A 14725-nucleotide genomic window follows, 5' to 3' on the forward strand; every position below is an offset into this window, starting at 1 on the left:
GAAGCATGTCTCGATCGCAGGGAACGGACGCGCTCCGCACCTACGCCGATCGCTTCGGCCGGGACCTCGGCTCCGTACGAGCCCGTCTGCTCGCCGGCGACCGGACCCCCGCCGCGGGGATAGCGCAGCAGAGCGGGCTGCCCGCGGTCGCGGGCACCGGGCCCGCGACGTTCTACCCCAACTTCTCCGTACCGCGCGGATCTCGGCATGTCCGCGCGTGCGGTGCCGCGGCTTGTACCGCGGCCAGCGGTGGTACCCACCTCGAGGCGATCTCGGCCCGCCTCGGCCTGCCCGTCGATTCCTGTGATCCGGCCGGCGCGGTGTCACTCCAGGAGGTTCGCTGCCTGGGGTACTGCTACAGCGGTCCCGCGGCCCTGGACGGCGACCAGCCGCTCGCCGGGGCCGATCTGGCCGCGCAGCTCGTCGGCGAAGCGCCGCCGCACGATCCACCGATCCCGGTGCGAGCCGCCTGCCCGTCGCCCGTCGTCACCGCCGGACTCGTCGCCGCCGAGCCGGCCTGGGCAGTCTGGCCGGAGGCCGTCAACCGCCACGATCCCGCCGAAATCACCGCCGCGGTGGCGTCGGCCGGACTCCGTGGTCGTGGCGGCGCGGGCTTCTCCACCGCCCGGAAGTGGGCCACCGCGCAGGCGCGACCCGGTCCCCGTGTCGTGATCGCCAACGGTGACGAGGGCGACCCTGGTTCGTACGTCGACCGGCTGCTGATGGAGCGTGATCCGGATCGCGTCCTCGAGGGACTCGCCCTGGCCTGCTTCGCCGTCGGCGCCGAGCAGGCGATCGTCTTCGTCCGCTCCGAGTACCCGCGCGCCCACGAGCGCCTCCAGGAAGCGATCCGGCACGCCTACCGCGACGGCCACTTCGGCCGCGACGTGCACGGAAGCGGCCACACGGTCGAGGTACTCGTCGAGTCCGGCGCCGGCTCCTACGTGTCGGGCGAGGAGACCGCGCTGATCAACGCGATCGAGGGACAGCGGGGCGTCGTCCGGCCGCGGCCGCCGTATCCGGCCGAGAGTGGCCTGCACGGCCGTCCGACCGTGGTGAACAACGTCGAGACACTGGCCGCCGTCCCCTGGATCGTCGGCCGGGGAGGCGACGCCTTCGCCCGCTTCGGGACGGCCGGGGAGAACGGCACGATCGTGGTGAGCCTGTCCGAGCGTTTCGCCCGGCCGGGGGCGTACGAGGTCGAGCTCGGTACGCCGATCCGCCGGGTCGTCGAAGAGCTCGGGGGTGGTCCCCGCGACGGTGCCGTGCTGCGAGCCTTCCAGGTCGGCGGACCGCTCGGCGGGTTCCTCGGTCCCGGCGACCTCGACCTGCCGCTCAGCGAAGCGGCACTGTCCGCGCGCGGTGCGGCCCTCGGCCACGCGGGGATCGTTGCCTTCGACGACCGATTGAGCGGCACGGACGTCGTTCGGCACATCTGGCGCTTCGCGGCGGCCGAGAGCTGCGGACGCTGCTCGCCGTGCCGTGTCGGTACCCGGCGTGGGGCGGGTCTGGCCGCAAGGGCGCCGGGCACCGCCGTGATCGCCGGTCGCGAACAGGTCCTCCGCTCCCTGGAAACCGCCAGTCTCTGCGCCTTCGGCCGCCGGGTTCCGGCCGCGATCCGCAGTGCCGCCCAGGTCTACGGCCTGGAGGGGTGGACATGACCCGCGTGTCGGTCGATCAGATCCCCGTCGACGTTCCCGCGTCGGCCACGCTCCTCGACGCGATCCGGGCCGCCGGGAAATCCGTTCCCACGCTCTGTCACGACGAGCGCCTGACCCCCTCCGCCTCGTGCCGGGTGTGCCTGGTAGATGCTGACGGCAACGGTCCGGTGGCGTCCTGCAGTACGCCGGTCCGGGAAGGTCTGCGGATCGGGGTCCAGGTGGGCGATCAGTGGCGCCGGGATGCCCTGCAGGCGATCGTCGCCGGACTTCCATCGCGAGCGCTGGAGCTGCCCGCCGACCGCAGCGAACTCGTCCGGCTCTGCCAAGAGCTCGCCGTCTCGGCGGATTCAGCCGAGGTGCTCGCGGAGTCCCGCGGGACGGATCTGTCCCACCCGTACGTCAAACTCGACCGCGATCTCTGCATCGCCTGCGATCGCTGTGTCCGGGCCTGCGCCGAGATCCAGGGCACCTTCGCCATCACCTTGACCGGGCGCGGCCCCGACACCGTCGTCGCACCCGGGACCGGCGGGCTCTGGGCCGGTTCGGACTGTGTCAGCTGTGGGGCGTGCGTCGACACCTGCCCGACCGGAGCACTCTCCGAACCGGGCCTGCTCGACCTCGGCCCGATCGAACGCTGGACCCGAACGACCTGCGGGTACTGCGGTGTCGGCTGCACGCTGGACGTCGCGACCAGGGGCCAGGACGTCGTCACGGTCCGGCCGGCGATGGACGGCTCGGTGAATCGTGGCCACGCCTGCGCCAAGGGCCGGTTCGCGCACGGTTTCGTCCACTCACCTGACCGGCTCCGTACGCCCCTGGTCCGCCGCAACGGCCGGCTCGCCGAGAGCACCTGGGACGAGGCCCTGGACCTCGTCGCGGACCACCTGCGGCGCATTCCGGACCCGGACCGGTTCGCGGTCATCTCGTCCGCCCGCGCGACCAACGAGGAGAACTACCTGATCCAGAAGTTCGCCCGGGTGGTGCTGGGGACCAACAACGTCGACAACTGCGCCCGGCTCTGCCACGCGCCGTCGGCGGCCGGTCTGGCGGCGACCTTCGGCCTCGGCGGGGGGACGAACTCCTTCGAGGACCTCGATGACTGCGACGCGATCCTGCTCGCCGGAGCCAACCCCACCGACGCTCACCCCGTCGTCGGTTCGCGGCTGCTCCAACGGACGCTGGACGGTGCGCGGCTCATCGTCGTCGACCCCCGCCGGACCAGCCTCGCCAGGCATGCCGACGTCCACCTCGCCCCGCGACCCGGCACCAATGTCGCGGTGTTCAACGGCTTGGCGCACCTGCTCATCCGGGACGACCTGATCGACCCGGACTTCCTGCGGACCCGGGCGACCGGCTACGAGGCGCTGCGCGAGCTGGCCGACGCCTATCCGCCTGAACAGGTCGAGAAGCTCAGTGGAGTACCGGCGGCGGACCTGACCGCAGCCGCGCACCTGTACGGAGAAGCCAACACACCGGCGATCTTCTACGGTCTCGGGATCACCGAACACCGATACGGCACGGACGGCGTCCGCACCTTGGCGAACCTGGCCGTCCTGTGTGGCGCGGTCGGTACCGAGACCGGTGGTGGGGTGAACCCGCTGCGAGGACAGAACAATGTCCAAGGTGCCTCCGACATGGGCGCACTCCCCGACCTCCTGCCGGGGTATCAGAAGGTCACCGACGACGAGGCTCGCGACCGCTTCGACACGAGCTGGCAGGCGCGGCTGCCGAGTACCCCCGGCCTGCGGATCCCGCAGATGTTCGACGCCGCGCGCGCCGGCGAACTGGACGTGCTCTGGGTGGTCGGCGAAGACGTCCTGGCGACCGATCCGAACACGGCGGCCGTCCGAGGTGCACTCGACGCGTGCCCGCTGGTCATCTGCAACGACCTCTTCCTCTCCTCCACGGCGGCGGCCGCGGACGTCGTCCTGCCGGTCGCGTCCTGGCTGGAGAAGGACGGTACCTTCGTGAACTTCGATCGGCGGTTCCAGCGGGTCCGGCAGGTACTGGTGCCACCGGACGGGGTGCGCACCGACTTCGCGGTCTTCGCCGAGGTCGCCCGACGCCTCGGCCGGGATCTCGGCTGCGAGACCTCGGCTGCGGCACTCGACGAATGCGCCTCGCTCGCACCGCATTTCGCCGGCCTCTCGCACCGGCGGCTCGAGGCCGGCGCCCTGCATTGGCCGGTCGCACCGGGCGGCGACGGCACACCGACCCTGTACCGCGACGGCTTCGCCACCCCGGACCGCAGGGCCCATCTGGCGGCCAGACCCTATCTGCCGACCGAGACCGAACCCAGTCCCGAGTACCCCTTCCTGCTCGTGACCGGCCGGCGGGCCGAGCACTACAACGCCGGTGGGATGACGCGCCGCACACCCAGCGTCGGCCTGCGGACCAAGGAGTCCCTGGACGTCGCTCCCGGCGACGCTGCCTGCCTCGGTCTCGAGGAGGGCGCCTTCGTGGAGGTCACGAGTGCGTCGGGCTCGACGGTGCTGCCGGTCACCATCACGGACGAGGTCACCGCCGGCGAGATGTTCGCCGGGTTCCATTTCCCCGGCGCCGGTGTGAACGAACTGACCTCGTCCGTCACTGACGACCCCACCAGCTGCCCGGAGTACAAGCTGACCGCCGTCCGGGTCCGGCGGATCGCTCCGCCGGGACGGAGCTGACGCCGGCCCGACGAGGGTCTTTCGATGGGTACGACCGGGCACTTCGGCTCTGCACCGGTCCTTGCGGCCGCGGTGTGGTGAAGAGGAGGGTCCCTGTCGAACGGGAGGAGGACGTGATGTCCGAAAACGTACTGGTGACCTACGCGACCAAAATGGGTGCGACCGCCTCCATCGCCGCGGGCGTCGGGGCCGAACTCCGGCGAGCTGGGCACACCGTAGACGTGCACGAGATCAGCGACGTGAAGGCGGCGAGCGAGTACGACGTGGTCATCCTCGGCAGCGCGATCTACGAAGGTCGCTGGCGTCCGGAGGCCGTGGAGTTCCTCCAGTTCCACGCCAAGGCGCTGCGAGGACGTAAGGTCTGGCTCTTCCACAGCGGACCCGTCGGCCCGTCGAGCGACCAGCCGGAAGAGGTACCACCCGATGTGGCGCGCCTGGCCGCGGAGATCGGCGTCCGGACCGTGAAGACCTTCCCGGGCGAGCTCCAGGAGGACATCATCGAAACCCGGGCAGCGAGGCGTGCGGGCATGGAGGACCTGGTCGGCGACGCGAGGGACTGGGACGCGGTCCGCGCCTGGGCCGACGAGATCGAGTCGGCCCTCGGCGCCGCCCGGACCTCTCGGTGACGAGGTGGGCGAGATGAGTGCCGGATCACGCGGGGCTTCCCCTGGTGACCTGGGGGTCCGGGTCCATCACCGACGGTCCGCTCTCGGACTGACCAGGGCGCAGGTCGCCGAACGCAGCGGGATGAGTCCCAACTACGTCGAGCGCGTCGAGACCGCACCGGCCACCCTGACCAGTGGTGACCTGATCCGACTCGCCGACGCACTCGACACCACCGTGACGGATCTCCTCGGCGCGTCCGGCGACCGGGCCCCCGGGCACGGCCGAGCCGGACTCCGCCCGAGGTTCGAAGCGATGGAGCGGCAGGAATGCGCCGGCCTGCTGAAGAACGGAGGCATCGGGCGGATCGCCTTCCGCGCCGACGAGAAGTTCCTGGTGGTACCGGTCAACTTCGGCTGTCCCGAGGAGGTCGTCGTCTTCCGGACCGCGGCCGACGGCCCGATCGCGCGACTGGGCGAGGGGGCGGTCGCCTTCGAGGTGGACTTCCTCGACGACGCGATGCGGCAAGGCTGGAGCATCCTGATCGACGGTCTCCTCCGCTCAGCCACCGCTGAAGAGGTCGCGGCCACCCGGGGCCTGATCGAGCCCTGGGCCGGCGGCGAGCGCGAGACCTACCTGGCGATCGAGCCGCAGGAGATCACCGGACGCCGGATCCGTACCACCGCCGTCAGGACCGACTGACGGTCGTCACTGGTGCGAGGACCAGGTGCTCCAGCTCGCCTGAGCGCCGGAGTCACCGATCTTGACGACGTCGACCACGGCCATCGAGGACACCAGGCAGGCGACCACGGCCACGACCGCGGTGACCGCACTGGACCTTGGGGCGAGGTCTCTGCCGCGCGCCGGCGTGCTGTCGAGGTGCCGCTCCCGCCACCACACGATCACCGCCAGGGCCGCGATCGCGATCGCGGCGTAGATCGCGGTGTCCCCGAGTTCGGCGTGCCGGCGGACGAGCGAGTTGTCGGCGACTCGTCCTTCCAGCCACTCCCCCGCGCTGGTCGTGATCGGCACGAGAATCACGACCAGGAGCGCCAGTACGGCGTTCGGACCGGACAGCCGGCGCCGCGCCGCCGGCCAAACGGCGGTCAGGACCAGCAGTACCGCGGCCAACGGGAGCAACACGACGACAGCGTGTACCAGGAGGACATGAGCGGGAAGGCCGTTGATGGTCTGCATGAAGATCCTTCGGGTCGTGCCGATGCGTACGACTCACGCTGGCAGACGTTTCTTGGCAGATTCTTGGAACTTCTCAGCGCACCGAAGGCCGCCGGCCGTCGAGACCGGGGAGTACCAGCTCGAACGTCGCACCTGGACCACCGGGGACCAGCCGGAGCTGACCCCCGAGCCGGTTGGCCACGTCATGGGTGAGGGCCAGACCGAGTCCGTAGTGGGCCCGGCCGCCTCGACGGCCGCTGGAGTCGAACCGGCGGAGTACGCGCTGCGCCGCCTCGGGCGCGATGCCGGGCCCCGCGTCACTCACCGCCAGGATCACTTCTCGCCGCTGCCGCCGGACGATGATCCGCACCTCGCCTCCCCGCGGGGTGTGATCGATCGCGTTGTCCACCAGTGCCATCGTCGCCCGCCGGACCGCGCTCACCGACCCGAGGATCCACAGGCCCTCCTCGTCCGCGGTCCGTCGCACCCGCACACCGGCTTGTTCGGCGTGCGCCTGCGCGCTGTCGGCGACCTCCTCGGCGATCGCGGCGAGATCGACCGGTTCGTGCTCTTCGGTACCGCGGGGATCGGCGGCGACGAGCAGATCGTCGATCACGTCACCCAGTCGCTTCGAGTCCTCGACGACGCCGTGCGCGTCCCGGAGGACCTCGTCACTCGAGCCGTGCCGGCGCAAGGTCCGATCGAGCATCTGGGCTCGCGTACTCAGCAGCGTGAGCGGCGTCCGTAGTTCATGACCGGCGTCGGCCACGAACGCCCGCTGCAAGGTCAGTGCCTGGGCCAGCGGCGCCACCGCGCGTCGTCCGATGAAGAGGCCCAGCAGACCCGCGAACACCAACCCCAGCGCCGACGCGACCGCCATCGTCTGCAGCATCCTCGTCCGGGCCTCGCGGGTGGTGGTGAGATCGAGCACCGCCTGCACCTGACCGGCGCCGACGAGTTCGGTGGCGACGCGGTACTCGCCGTCGCCGCGCTCCAAGGTCGTCAGCCGGACCTCGCCGGTGGCGCCACCGCGCAGTTTCGCCAGCTCGGCCACCAACTCGGCCGGCAGACCGGGCGACGACGACGAGCCATGGCGGCCAGCCATCACCAACCAGGTTCCGGCCGGCGGATCACCGACGTCGTCGGCGGTCGCGATCGCCGACCGGAGCAGGTCGTCGGCCGCTCCCGCCTGCGCACGGACGACGACGAGCGTGACCAGGGCGACCAGCACGACCATCGCCACCGCGACGAGGACGGTGACCTGCGCGGCCACACTGCGAGCGGCCTTGCGAACCAGCGCCTCGTCGCCGATCGGGCGCCCGCTCATCCGCCACCCAACCGGTAGCCGAGCCCGCGGACGGTACTGATCACCCCGCGCCCCAGCTTCCGCCGGCAGTAGTGGACGTAGGTGTCGACCACCGTCTCGGACTCCGCTTCGCCGAAGATGCGATCCAACAGCTCACCACGGCTGAAGACGATCCCCGGCCGCGCTGCCAACACTCCCACCAGGGCGGCCTCACGCTCGGACAACGCGACCAACGCGCCATCGGAACGCCGGACGCTCCGGGTCGCGAGATCGAGGGAGCCACCTGGCACGCTCAGCTGGCCGGCGTGATCGAGATGCCTGCGCAGTAGCGCTCGCAGCCGCGCGAGCAGTTCGGTGAGTTCGAACGGCTTGGCCAGGTAGTCCTCGGCCCCCGCGTCCAGGCCTTCCACCCGATCCTCCGTCCGGCTGCGCGCCGACAGCACCAGGATCGGCGTACCGACCCCGCGGCTGCGTAACCGGGCGATGAGATCCAGGCCTTCGACCGCCGGCAGCCCCCGATCGACGACCATCACGTCGAACGGACGGGTCAGGGCCAGGTGAAGTCCGGTCTGCCCGTCCGCCGCGAGGGTCACCTCGTACTCCTCTTCGGCAAGCACTCGTCGCAGCAGACCGGCCAGGTCGGCGTCGTCCTCGACGAGCAGGATCCGAAAGCGCCCTGGCGTCATGCGCCCACCGTACGCCGCGTCACCGGACGGAGCGGCGTTTGCGTCGCCGGTGCACCAGAACGGCGACCGCCACTCCGCAGACGAGCACGACGAGCAGGGCACCGCTGACAAGGCCGAGACGCTGTTCGAGCGCGTGGTACGACGCACCGGCCAGGTAGCCGCCGCCCGCCACCAGGATGGCCCAGACCACGCCACCGAACACGTTCGCGACCGTGAACACGCCACGGCCCATCCGGCTCATCCCCGCGATCCCGGGCATCAACGCACGGAACGCCGCTGTCCACCGGCCGATCACCACCGCGATCGCACCCCTCCGCGCGATCAGGCCCAACGTCCGGTCGACCTGCTCGGGTGCCCGCAGCTTCCGCGGCAACCGGGCCAGCGCCGCGGGACCGTACCGGCGGCCGACGACGAAGCCGACCTGATCCCCGACGATCGCCCCGAGCGCCGCGGCGACCATCACCGCCCACAGCGGCAACGCACCGGCGTGCGCCACCACTCCCCCGACGATCACCGCGGTCTCACCTGGCACGACCAGGCCGAGGAAGGTCGACGCCTCCAGGGCCGGCAGCAGCGCCACCACCGAGATCACCAGCCACCCGGGCAGCCCCGCCAACCAGTCGAAGATCGTCGTCATCCGAACCTCAGCTCGGGCGGCGATGCCGTCTCCCGACGGCACCGCCACCTACTCGGCCGATCACGTGGTGTGCTCGATCGGCACGGTCCGGGTCTCGGCGGACTTCGCCGAGATCGGCACGGTGACCTCGAGGATCCCGGACTCGTACTTCGCGGTGACGGCCGTGTCGTCCGCACCGTCGGGCAGCATCACCCGGCGGGTCAGCGCGCCGTAGTGGAACTCCGTCCGGCCACCGTCGTGCTCCTCCTGCTGACGAGTCGCCGAGATGGTCAGCATCCCCTGCGCCACCTCGACCTCGATGTCCTTGGCGGGATCGAGACCCGGCAGCTCCGCCTTCACCACGTAGCGGTCGCTGTCGGCGTACTCCTCGATCCGCATGCCCCGCATCATCGGCGGCCACGCCAGCATGCTCGGCAGGCCCTCGGCCCAGTCGAACAGTTCGGCCAGCTGCCGCCGGTTGTCCCTGCGCTCCACTGTCGTCATCGCGTACTCCTCTCCTGCGTCCGTCCTTCCACCTCCAGCGCACCTCGCGCGTCCGGTCCAGAAAAGGGACTTGCGGCCCCAGTCACCGGACCGTCAGCCCCTCGGGCAACGCGGACCGCCGAGCGGCCGCGACGACGCCGGATCAGGCGCCAGGTCTCGTCGGCACCCCACACCAGGACCGGGAACGTGAGCAGGATCGACAACTGCGCAAGAGGCGGGACCGCCGTACCGAAGAGGTCCTGCAGGGGTGCAACGGTGACGACCGCGGCGGCGAAGACGAGCTCGAAGAGGACGCCCCACAACAGCAGCCGGTTCGACAGGACGCCGATCGAGCGCAGTGAGGCGTACTGGGTCCGGGCGGAGAAGGCGGTACCGATCTGGCAGGCCACGATCCCGAGGAAGGTCATCGTGGTCGCCTGCAGCCACAGGTGATGCAGTGCCTCCCCGCTCCCGGTGGGATCGCCCGGGCGCCAGCCGCCCGCCAGCAGGGTCCAGAAGTACACGCCGACGACCAGGACCGCGGACACCCCACCGAGCAGACCCCAGGCACGAGCCAGCATCGGCCCGTCGATCACGCTGTCGGACCGATGTCGGGGCGGCCGATCCATGAGTCCGGGTTCGGCGGGTTCGCGGCCGAGTGCGAGGGCCGGCAGTGTCTCGGTCCCGAGGTCGATCGCGAGGATCTGCAGCACCGTCAACGGCAGCGGGATCCGCCCGCCCGACAGCGCGTACACGAGGAACGGGACGACCTCGGGGGTCGCGTGGGCGAAGATGTACACGATGAACTTGCGAACGTTGTCGTAGACCCGGCGGCCGGCCTCGACCGCGGTGACGATGTCCGCGAAGTTGTCGTCGGTGAGCACCATCGTGGCCGCCTCCCGGGCCACATCGGTGCCCGAGGCCCCCATCGCGACCCCGATGTCGGCCCGGCGCAGCGCGGGCGCGTCGTTCACCCCGTCCCCGGTCATCGCGACCACGTGCCCCTCGGCCCGCAGCGCGTCCGCGATCCGCAGCTTCGACTCCGGCGAGCTCCGGGCGAAGACGAGGCTCCGCCGCGTCGCGAGCAACTGGTCCAGGTCGGACTCGCTCATCCGATCCAGCTCGGTCCCGGTGACGACGGCCGTGTCGTCGGTGGCGATCCCGACCTGCCGCGCGATCTCCGCCGCGGTGAGTCCGTTGTCGCCGGTCACCACGATGAGCCGGATCCCCGCCGCCTGGCACCGCCGGACCGCGTCGGCCACCTCCGGTCGGGGCGGATCGAGCATCGCTACGACGCCGAGGAACGTCAGCTCCCGCTCCACCTCGGTCCGCGCGGCCGGCCCCGATCCCGGCTCGATCACCCGGTCCGCCACGCCGATCAGGCGCAGGCCACGCCCGGCGAACTCGGTGAAGGTCCGCGCGAACCAGGCCCGGTCGGGATCAGTCAGTACCTGGCTCCCCGCGGCCGTCAGGAAGTGGGTAGACCGAGCCAGGATCTCCTCGGGCGCCCCTTTCGCGTGCACGATCTTGCCGCGGCCGTCCAGTTCCCTGTCGATCGTCGACATCATCCGCACCGACGGATCGAATGCGAACTGTGCGGTCCGGCGGCGCGCTCGCTCGGCGGCGTCGACGCCGGTTCCCAGCTCCACCGCGGCCCGCACCAGGGCGACCTCGGTGGGGTCACCGGTGTCCGCATCGGCGTTGGAACACAGCGCGAGCGCATCGGCCAACCGCCGGACGGTCACCTGGTCCGACCGGTCCAGCGGGATCGGACCCGATGGTGTCCACACGTCGGTCACGTGCATCCGGTTCTGGGTCAGCGTCCCGGTCTTGTCGGTGCAGATCACCGTCGTCGACCCGAGCGTCTCGACCGCCGAGAGCCGCTTCACCACTCCACCGGCCCTGGCCAGGATCCGTACCCCGACCGCCAGGGCCAGGGTGATCGTCGGCAGCAGGCCTTCCGGTACGTTCGCCACCAGCAGGCCGATCGCGAAATTGAGGGCCTCCGGCAACGACAGCCCGGCCACCGTCGTCCCGAGCAGCAGGAACAGCAGCCCGGCGCCGATCGCGACCGCCGCGATCAGCCAGGCGACCCGCTTGACCTGCCGTTCCAGCGGGCTGTCCGCACGCGTCACCCGCTGCGACATCCCCGCGATCCGGCCGAGCTCGGTGTGCATCCCGGTCGCGAACACGATCCCGCGAGCCTCTCCCGCCGTACAGCTCGTCCCGCTGAACACCAGGTCGCCCGCGTCCAGCAGTCCACCCGAAGGATCGGTCAGGTCGGCGGACCGGACGACGGGCACGGATTCACCGGTGAGGGTCGAGTTGTCGATCTCCACCGCCCCGGAGACCAGCCGTACGTCGGCCGAGACCCGGTTGCCCTCGGAGAGAACGACGACATCCCCCGGGACGAGCGTCCTGGCTTCGACGCTGCCGGCCACCCCGTCGCGGACCACGGTGGTCAACACCGGCAGGTACGCGGCGAGCGCTTCGACCGCGCGTTCCGCCTGCCGTTCCTGGACGAACGCGAGACCGGCGTTGAGCAGGATCACGACCACGATGGCCACCGCAAGCACCGGCGTACCTCCGGCAGCCGCCAGGACCGCGGCGAGCCAGAGCAGCAACGCGAGTGGGTGGGTCAGCTGCCGAACCAGCTCCCCCAGCCACCCCGATCCCTGCCGGCGGGTCAGCTCGTTCGGACCGTAGGCCACCAGCCGGCGCTCCGCCTCCCGGGCCGTCAACCCGTCCACCGAGGTCCGCAAATCCCGGAACAGCCGGTCGGCCGGTTCGCGAGGATCCGCTGTTTCCAGATCCTCCACCGGGCGTGGCGTCGCGGTCACGTCCGTACGATCGCCACCGGCGAGGCCGCGTGGTGCAGCAGGTTCTGGCTGACCGACCCCAGCAACAGCCCCGCGACCGCCGGGTCCTTCGCCTGATATGGCTCCAGGCTCTCCGCCAGCCACTGGGCCAGGAGCCGATGAACATCCGCGATCGGGGCCCCGTGGTGTTCCTGTGGATGCCAGCAGTACACCGCGGTCAGCTGCTGCCCGGTGCGGGCCGCCTCTTCGAACGCCATCGTCAACGCACCGTCGGAATCCGATGAACCATCCGTCCCCACCACCACCGGGCCGCTACGGCGGTCACCCCGGACGACGACCACCGGACACGGCGAGCTCTGGTCGTACCCGAGCCGGTCCCGAACGAACTGCACCGCGGCGTCGAGCTCTCGCTGGTGCAGGGCGACCTGGCTTTCGGGCGTGCTGTCGACCCCCACGACCACCTGCTTCCGCATGGCCATCACCGCACCGGCTTGCGGACCGCGTCGCCAGGAGCGCCGACCGCGATCGCGGAGCGCAGGCCGGGGCGGACCTCGATCACGTACAGGGCGCCGGTGCGGCCGTCCTTGGCCCATTCGAGTTCCGTGGGCCGGTGGAAGTACCGATCGGCCGCGACCGACCATTGCGCGAGCTCGCGGATCTCCTCGTCCGTCAGGACCAGGGCGGACCGTTCCGTTCGCGTGGTCGGTACCTCTCGGGTACCGCGCGGGTCGGCGTACACGATCTTGGATCGCTGAGAGCCGTGGTGCTTGACGAGCAACTGGCCCGTGCCGGCACGCACCGAGTACTGGTCGGTGCGTTCCGGAGGTGGATCGCCAAGGCCCCAGGCGGCGCGGATGCGGACCAGGGTGTTCTCGCCACGTGCGGTTCCGGAGGCGCCGAGATCCGAACGGACCATCCGCTCGACCGTCACCGGCATGACCGCGGCAAGGTGGTCCACGCCGTCGAGCTCCCGTCCAGCTACCGCCACCGCGCTGAACAACGACGCGAAGCAGCGCCGGCAAGCGCCCACGACGTCCGCGCCGGTGTGCAGATGCAGGAACACCTCGTCCCGCACGCCCTCGTCGACCACGACCGGGCTGCACCGGACAGCGACCTCAGTACCCTCCCCGCCGAGACCCGCGTATGCCTCCAGGATCGCGTCGGCGAGATCGTCAGGGACGGACGCGTCGTGGAACGCGGTCCGGATCGCCGCCGCGACCACCTGCACGTCCCGCCCGTGCCGGTAACGCCGGATCTCCTGCGCGATCACCGGCCGCAGTCGCGCCGACCGGACGAACTCCTGGTACGCAGCCGCGGTGACCGCGAATCCTTCGGGGACCCGGAGGCCCGCTCCGGTCAGCTCGGCCAGCTGGGCGCATTTCACCCCCACCTGGGCCGGGTCGACCTCGCCGGTGAGCCGAACGACCTTCTCGCCAGTCATGTCCCGTCCTCGCCTTCCGCCGCTGTACCTCTCTTCCATCCGACCAGCCGGGCGGCGCTCCGGGCAGCGACGAAGGTCCCGCCGTCGCTCGCCGGACGGCCCGCGGATCCGGCGGCGGGGAGCCGAAGGTCCCGTGCCGGAGGACCCATCGGCCCGTGCGTCCCGGGCGGGCGGCGATCGAAGCTCGGAGGAGGAGGTGAACCCATGGGTCGCCGGGACGCCGCAGCCGCCCCCTGGGGCCGACGTTCCCAGCTGCGCCTGTGGTCCGTCCTGGCCCTGCTCACCCTGCTGGCCCTGATCGCGTACTTCGGCCCGTCCCGGTTCGCGGAGGCACGCGCCGCCCTGCACCGCGTCGGCACGATGCAGCCCGCCTGGGTCGCGCTGGCGATCGTCCTGGAAGCCTGCAGCCTGGTCTGCTACTCGCTCTTCACCCGCGCCCTGCTCCGTCCCCGCGACCCCCGGTTCTCCTGGATCCTCCGCTCCGACCTCACCGGATACGGTGTCAGCCACGTCGTCCCCGGAGGCGGCGCGACGGCGGCCGCGATCCGTTTCCGCCTGCTCACTGTGGGCGGTGCGCGCCCCACGGACGTCACGGCGACGATCGCTGCCGAGGGGGTCGGGACGTGGCTGGCGCTCGTCCTGATCGCCTGGCTCACCACGATCCCCGCGATCGTGTTCCACGACGCCGCCGGGGCCTATCTGGTCGTCTTCGGGATCGGCCTGGTCCTCGGTGTCGGCGGGATCTTCGCCGCCCGTGAACGAACCGCCCTCGAACGACTGTCGGCCCGCCTGCTGAGGTCGTCGACCCAACGGCTCCCCCGACGGGCGCGCAGCGGCATCAAAGCCGTCGCGGTCCGGCTCCGCGATTTCCTCGCCGACCCCAAGGTCCGAAAGGCGTTCCTGCTCTGGGCCACCCTGAACTGGCTCTTCGACGCGGCCGTCCTCGGCGTCTTCCTCGCCGCGTACGGAGACTGGGTCGACCCGGTCACCCTGCTCCTGAGCTACTGCCTCGCCAACCTCGCCGGCATCATCCCGCTCACCCCCGGCGGCCTCGGCATCGTCGAAGCGGTCGCGATCTCCTCCCTGGCCGGATTCGGCGTCGACACCGAGACCGCGGTCCTCGCCGTCCTCTCCTGGCGCCTCGTCCAGTTCTGGCTCCCCGTCCCCGTCGCCGGAGCCTGCTACCTGACCCTCCGCGCCCAACTCAGCCTCACGCCCGACACCCACAGCTCCACCTCCAACGACTCCCTGGGCTGACTGCCAGG

13 protein-coding genes are annotated in these 14725 nt (G+C 71.2%); 5 read left to right on the forward strand and 8 right to left on the reverse strand.

What is annotated here, in order from left to right:
* The first annotated feature begins 5 nt into the window (after positions 1–5).
* From FB561_RS28680 to FB561_RS28695, 4 genes are all read left to right on the forward strand, one after another.
* On the forward strand, positions 6–1661 hold the full coding sequence (locus FB561_RS28680) for an NAD(P)H-dependent oxidoreductase subunit E (RefSeq protein ID WP_145812077.1): 1656 nt from the start codon (positions 6–8) through the stop codon (positions 1659–1661).
* Complete coding sequence (gene fdhF, locus FB561_RS28685) at positions 1658–4330, forward strand: formate dehydrogenase subunit alpha (protein ID WP_145812079.1); 2673 nt, start codon at positions 1658–1660, stop codon at positions 4328–4330. Before FB561_RS28680 ends, fdhF begins: the two co-directional genes overlap by 4 nt.
* Before the next feature lie 116 nt (positions 4331–4446).
* Positions 4447–4956: a flavodoxin domain-containing protein gene (locus FB561_RS28690; RefSeq protein WP_145812081.1), complete on the forward strand. Its 510-nt coding sequence runs from the start codon at positions 4447–4449 to the stop codon at positions 4954–4956.
* A gap of 13 nt (positions 4957–4969) precedes the next feature.
* Positions 4970–5635 (forward strand): helix-turn-helix domain-containing protein, encoded by a 666-nt coding sequence (locus tag FB561_RS28695; protein ID WP_145812084.1) that lies wholly within the window; start codon positions 4970–4972, stop codon positions 5633–5635.
* Positions 5636–5641: 6 nt separating this feature from the next.
* Here the strand turns inward: FB561_RS28695 and FB561_RS28700 are convergent, their stop codons facing one another.
* The 8 genes from FB561_RS28700 to FB561_RS38350 form a co-directional block, all read right to left on the reverse strand.
* Positions 5642–6130 carry a DUF2231 domain-containing protein gene (locus FB561_RS28700; RefSeq protein WP_145812086.1) on the reverse strand — a complete coding sequence of 163 codons (489 nt, stop codon included), beginning with the start codon at positions 6128–6130 and terminating at the stop codon, positions 5642–5644.
* 73 nt (positions 6131–6203) lie between these two features.
* Complete coding sequence (locus FB561_RS28705) at positions 6204–7436, reverse strand: sensor histidine kinase (RefSeq protein WP_145812087.1); 1233 nt, start codon at positions 7434–7436, stop codon at positions 6204–6206.
* Entirely contained in the window at positions 7433–8101 is a 669-nt protein-coding gene (locus tag FB561_RS28710; RefSeq protein WP_145812089.1) for a response regulator transcription factor, read from the reverse strand. Before FB561_RS28710 ends, FB561_RS28705 begins: the two co-directional genes overlap by 4 nt.
* Positions 8102–8120: 19 nt before the next feature.
* Positions 8121–8738 (reverse strand): DedA family protein, encoded by a 618-nt coding sequence (locus FB561_RS28715; RefSeq protein WP_145812091.1) that lies wholly within the window; start codon positions 8736–8738, stop codon positions 8121–8123.
* 60 nt (positions 8739–8798) lie between these two features.
* Complete coding sequence (locus FB561_RS28720; protein WP_145812093.1) at positions 8799–9221, reverse strand: Hsp20/alpha crystallin family protein; 423 nt, start codon at positions 9219–9221, stop codon at positions 8799–8801.
* The gene (locus tag FB561_RS28725; RefSeq protein ID WP_202880761.1) at positions 9218–12040 is read right to left on the reverse strand and encodes a cation-translocating P-type ATPase; all 2823 of its coding nucleotides are present in this window, start codon (positions 12038–12040) and stop codon (positions 9218–9220) included. The genes FB561_RS28720 and FB561_RS28725 overlap by 4 nt, the downstream gene beginning before the upstream one ends.
* Entirely contained in the window at positions 12037–12492 is a 456-nt protein-coding gene (locus FB561_RS38345) for a universal stress protein (protein ID WP_202880762.1), read from the reverse strand. The genes FB561_RS28725 and FB561_RS38345 overlap by 4 nt, the downstream gene beginning before the upstream one ends.
* A gap of 5 nt (positions 12493–12497) precedes the next feature.
* The gene (locus tag FB561_RS38350; protein WP_202880763.1) at positions 12498–13460 is read right to left on the reverse strand and encodes a PEP/pyruvate-binding domain-containing protein; all 963 of its coding nucleotides are present in this window, start codon (positions 13458–13460) and stop codon (positions 12498–12500) included.
* A gap of 204 nt (positions 13461–13664) precedes the next feature.
* On the opposite strand from FB561_RS38350, the gene FB561_RS28740 reads away from it, so the two are divergent.
* On the forward strand, positions 13665–14717 hold the full coding sequence (locus FB561_RS28740; RefSeq protein WP_145812099.1) for a lysylphosphatidylglycerol synthase transmembrane domain-containing protein: 1053 nt from the start codon (positions 13665–13667) through the stop codon (positions 14715–14717).
* Positions 14718–14725 lie beyond the last annotated feature (8 nt).

The organism is Kribbella amoyensis (assembly GCF_007828865.1).
Lineage (GTDB): Bacteria > Actinomycetota > Actinomycetes > Propionibacteriales > Kribbellaceae > Kribbella > Kribbella amoyensis.

Coding starts and splice junctions, on each gene's coding strand:
- FB561_RS28700 (WP_145812086.1), bottom strand. CDS start 6,130: ATGCAGACCATCAACGGCCTTCCCGCTCATGTCCTCCTGGTACACGCT.
- FB561_RS28715 (WP_145812091.1), bottom strand. CDS start 8,738: ATGACGACGATCTTCGACTGGTTGGCGGGGCTGCCCGGGTGGCTGGTG.
- fdhF (WP_145812079.1), top strand. CDS start 1,658: ATGACCCGCGTGTCGGTCGATCAGATCCCCGTCGACGTTCCCGCGTCG.
- FB561_RS28690 (WP_145812081.1), top strand. CDS start 4,447: ATGTCCGAAAACGTACTGGTGACCTACGCGACCAAAATGGGTGCGACC.
- FB561_RS28695 (WP_145812084.1), top strand. CDS start 4,970: ATGAGTGCCGGATCACGCGGGGCTTCCCCTGGTGACCTGGGGGTCCGG.
- FB561_RS28710 (WP_145812089.1), bottom strand. CDS start 8,101: ATGACGCCAGGGCGCTTTCGGATCCTGCTCGTCGAGGACGACGCCGAC.
- FB561_RS38350 (WP_202880763.1), bottom strand. CDS start 13,460: ATGACTGGCGAGAAGGTCGTTCGGCTCACCGGCGAGGTCGACCCGGCC.
- FB561_RS28740 (WP_145812099.1), top strand. CDS start 13,665: ATGGGTCGCCGGGACGCCGCAGCCGCCCCCTGGGGCCGACGTTCCCAG.
- FB561_RS38345 (WP_202880762.1), bottom strand. CDS start 12,492: ATGCGGAAGCAGGTGGTCGTGGGGGTCGACAGCACGCCCGAAAGCCAG.
- FB561_RS28680 (WP_145812077.1), top strand. CDS start 6: ATGTCTCGATCGCAGGGAACGGACGCGCTCCGCACCTACGCCGATCGC.
- FB561_RS28705 (WP_145812087.1), bottom strand. CDS start 7,436: ATGAGCGGGCGCCCGATCGGCGACGAGGCGCTGGTTCGCAAGGCCGCT.
- FB561_RS28720 (WP_145812093.1), bottom strand. CDS start 9,221: ATGACGACAGTGGAGCGCAGGGACAACCGGCGGCAGCTGGCCGAACTG.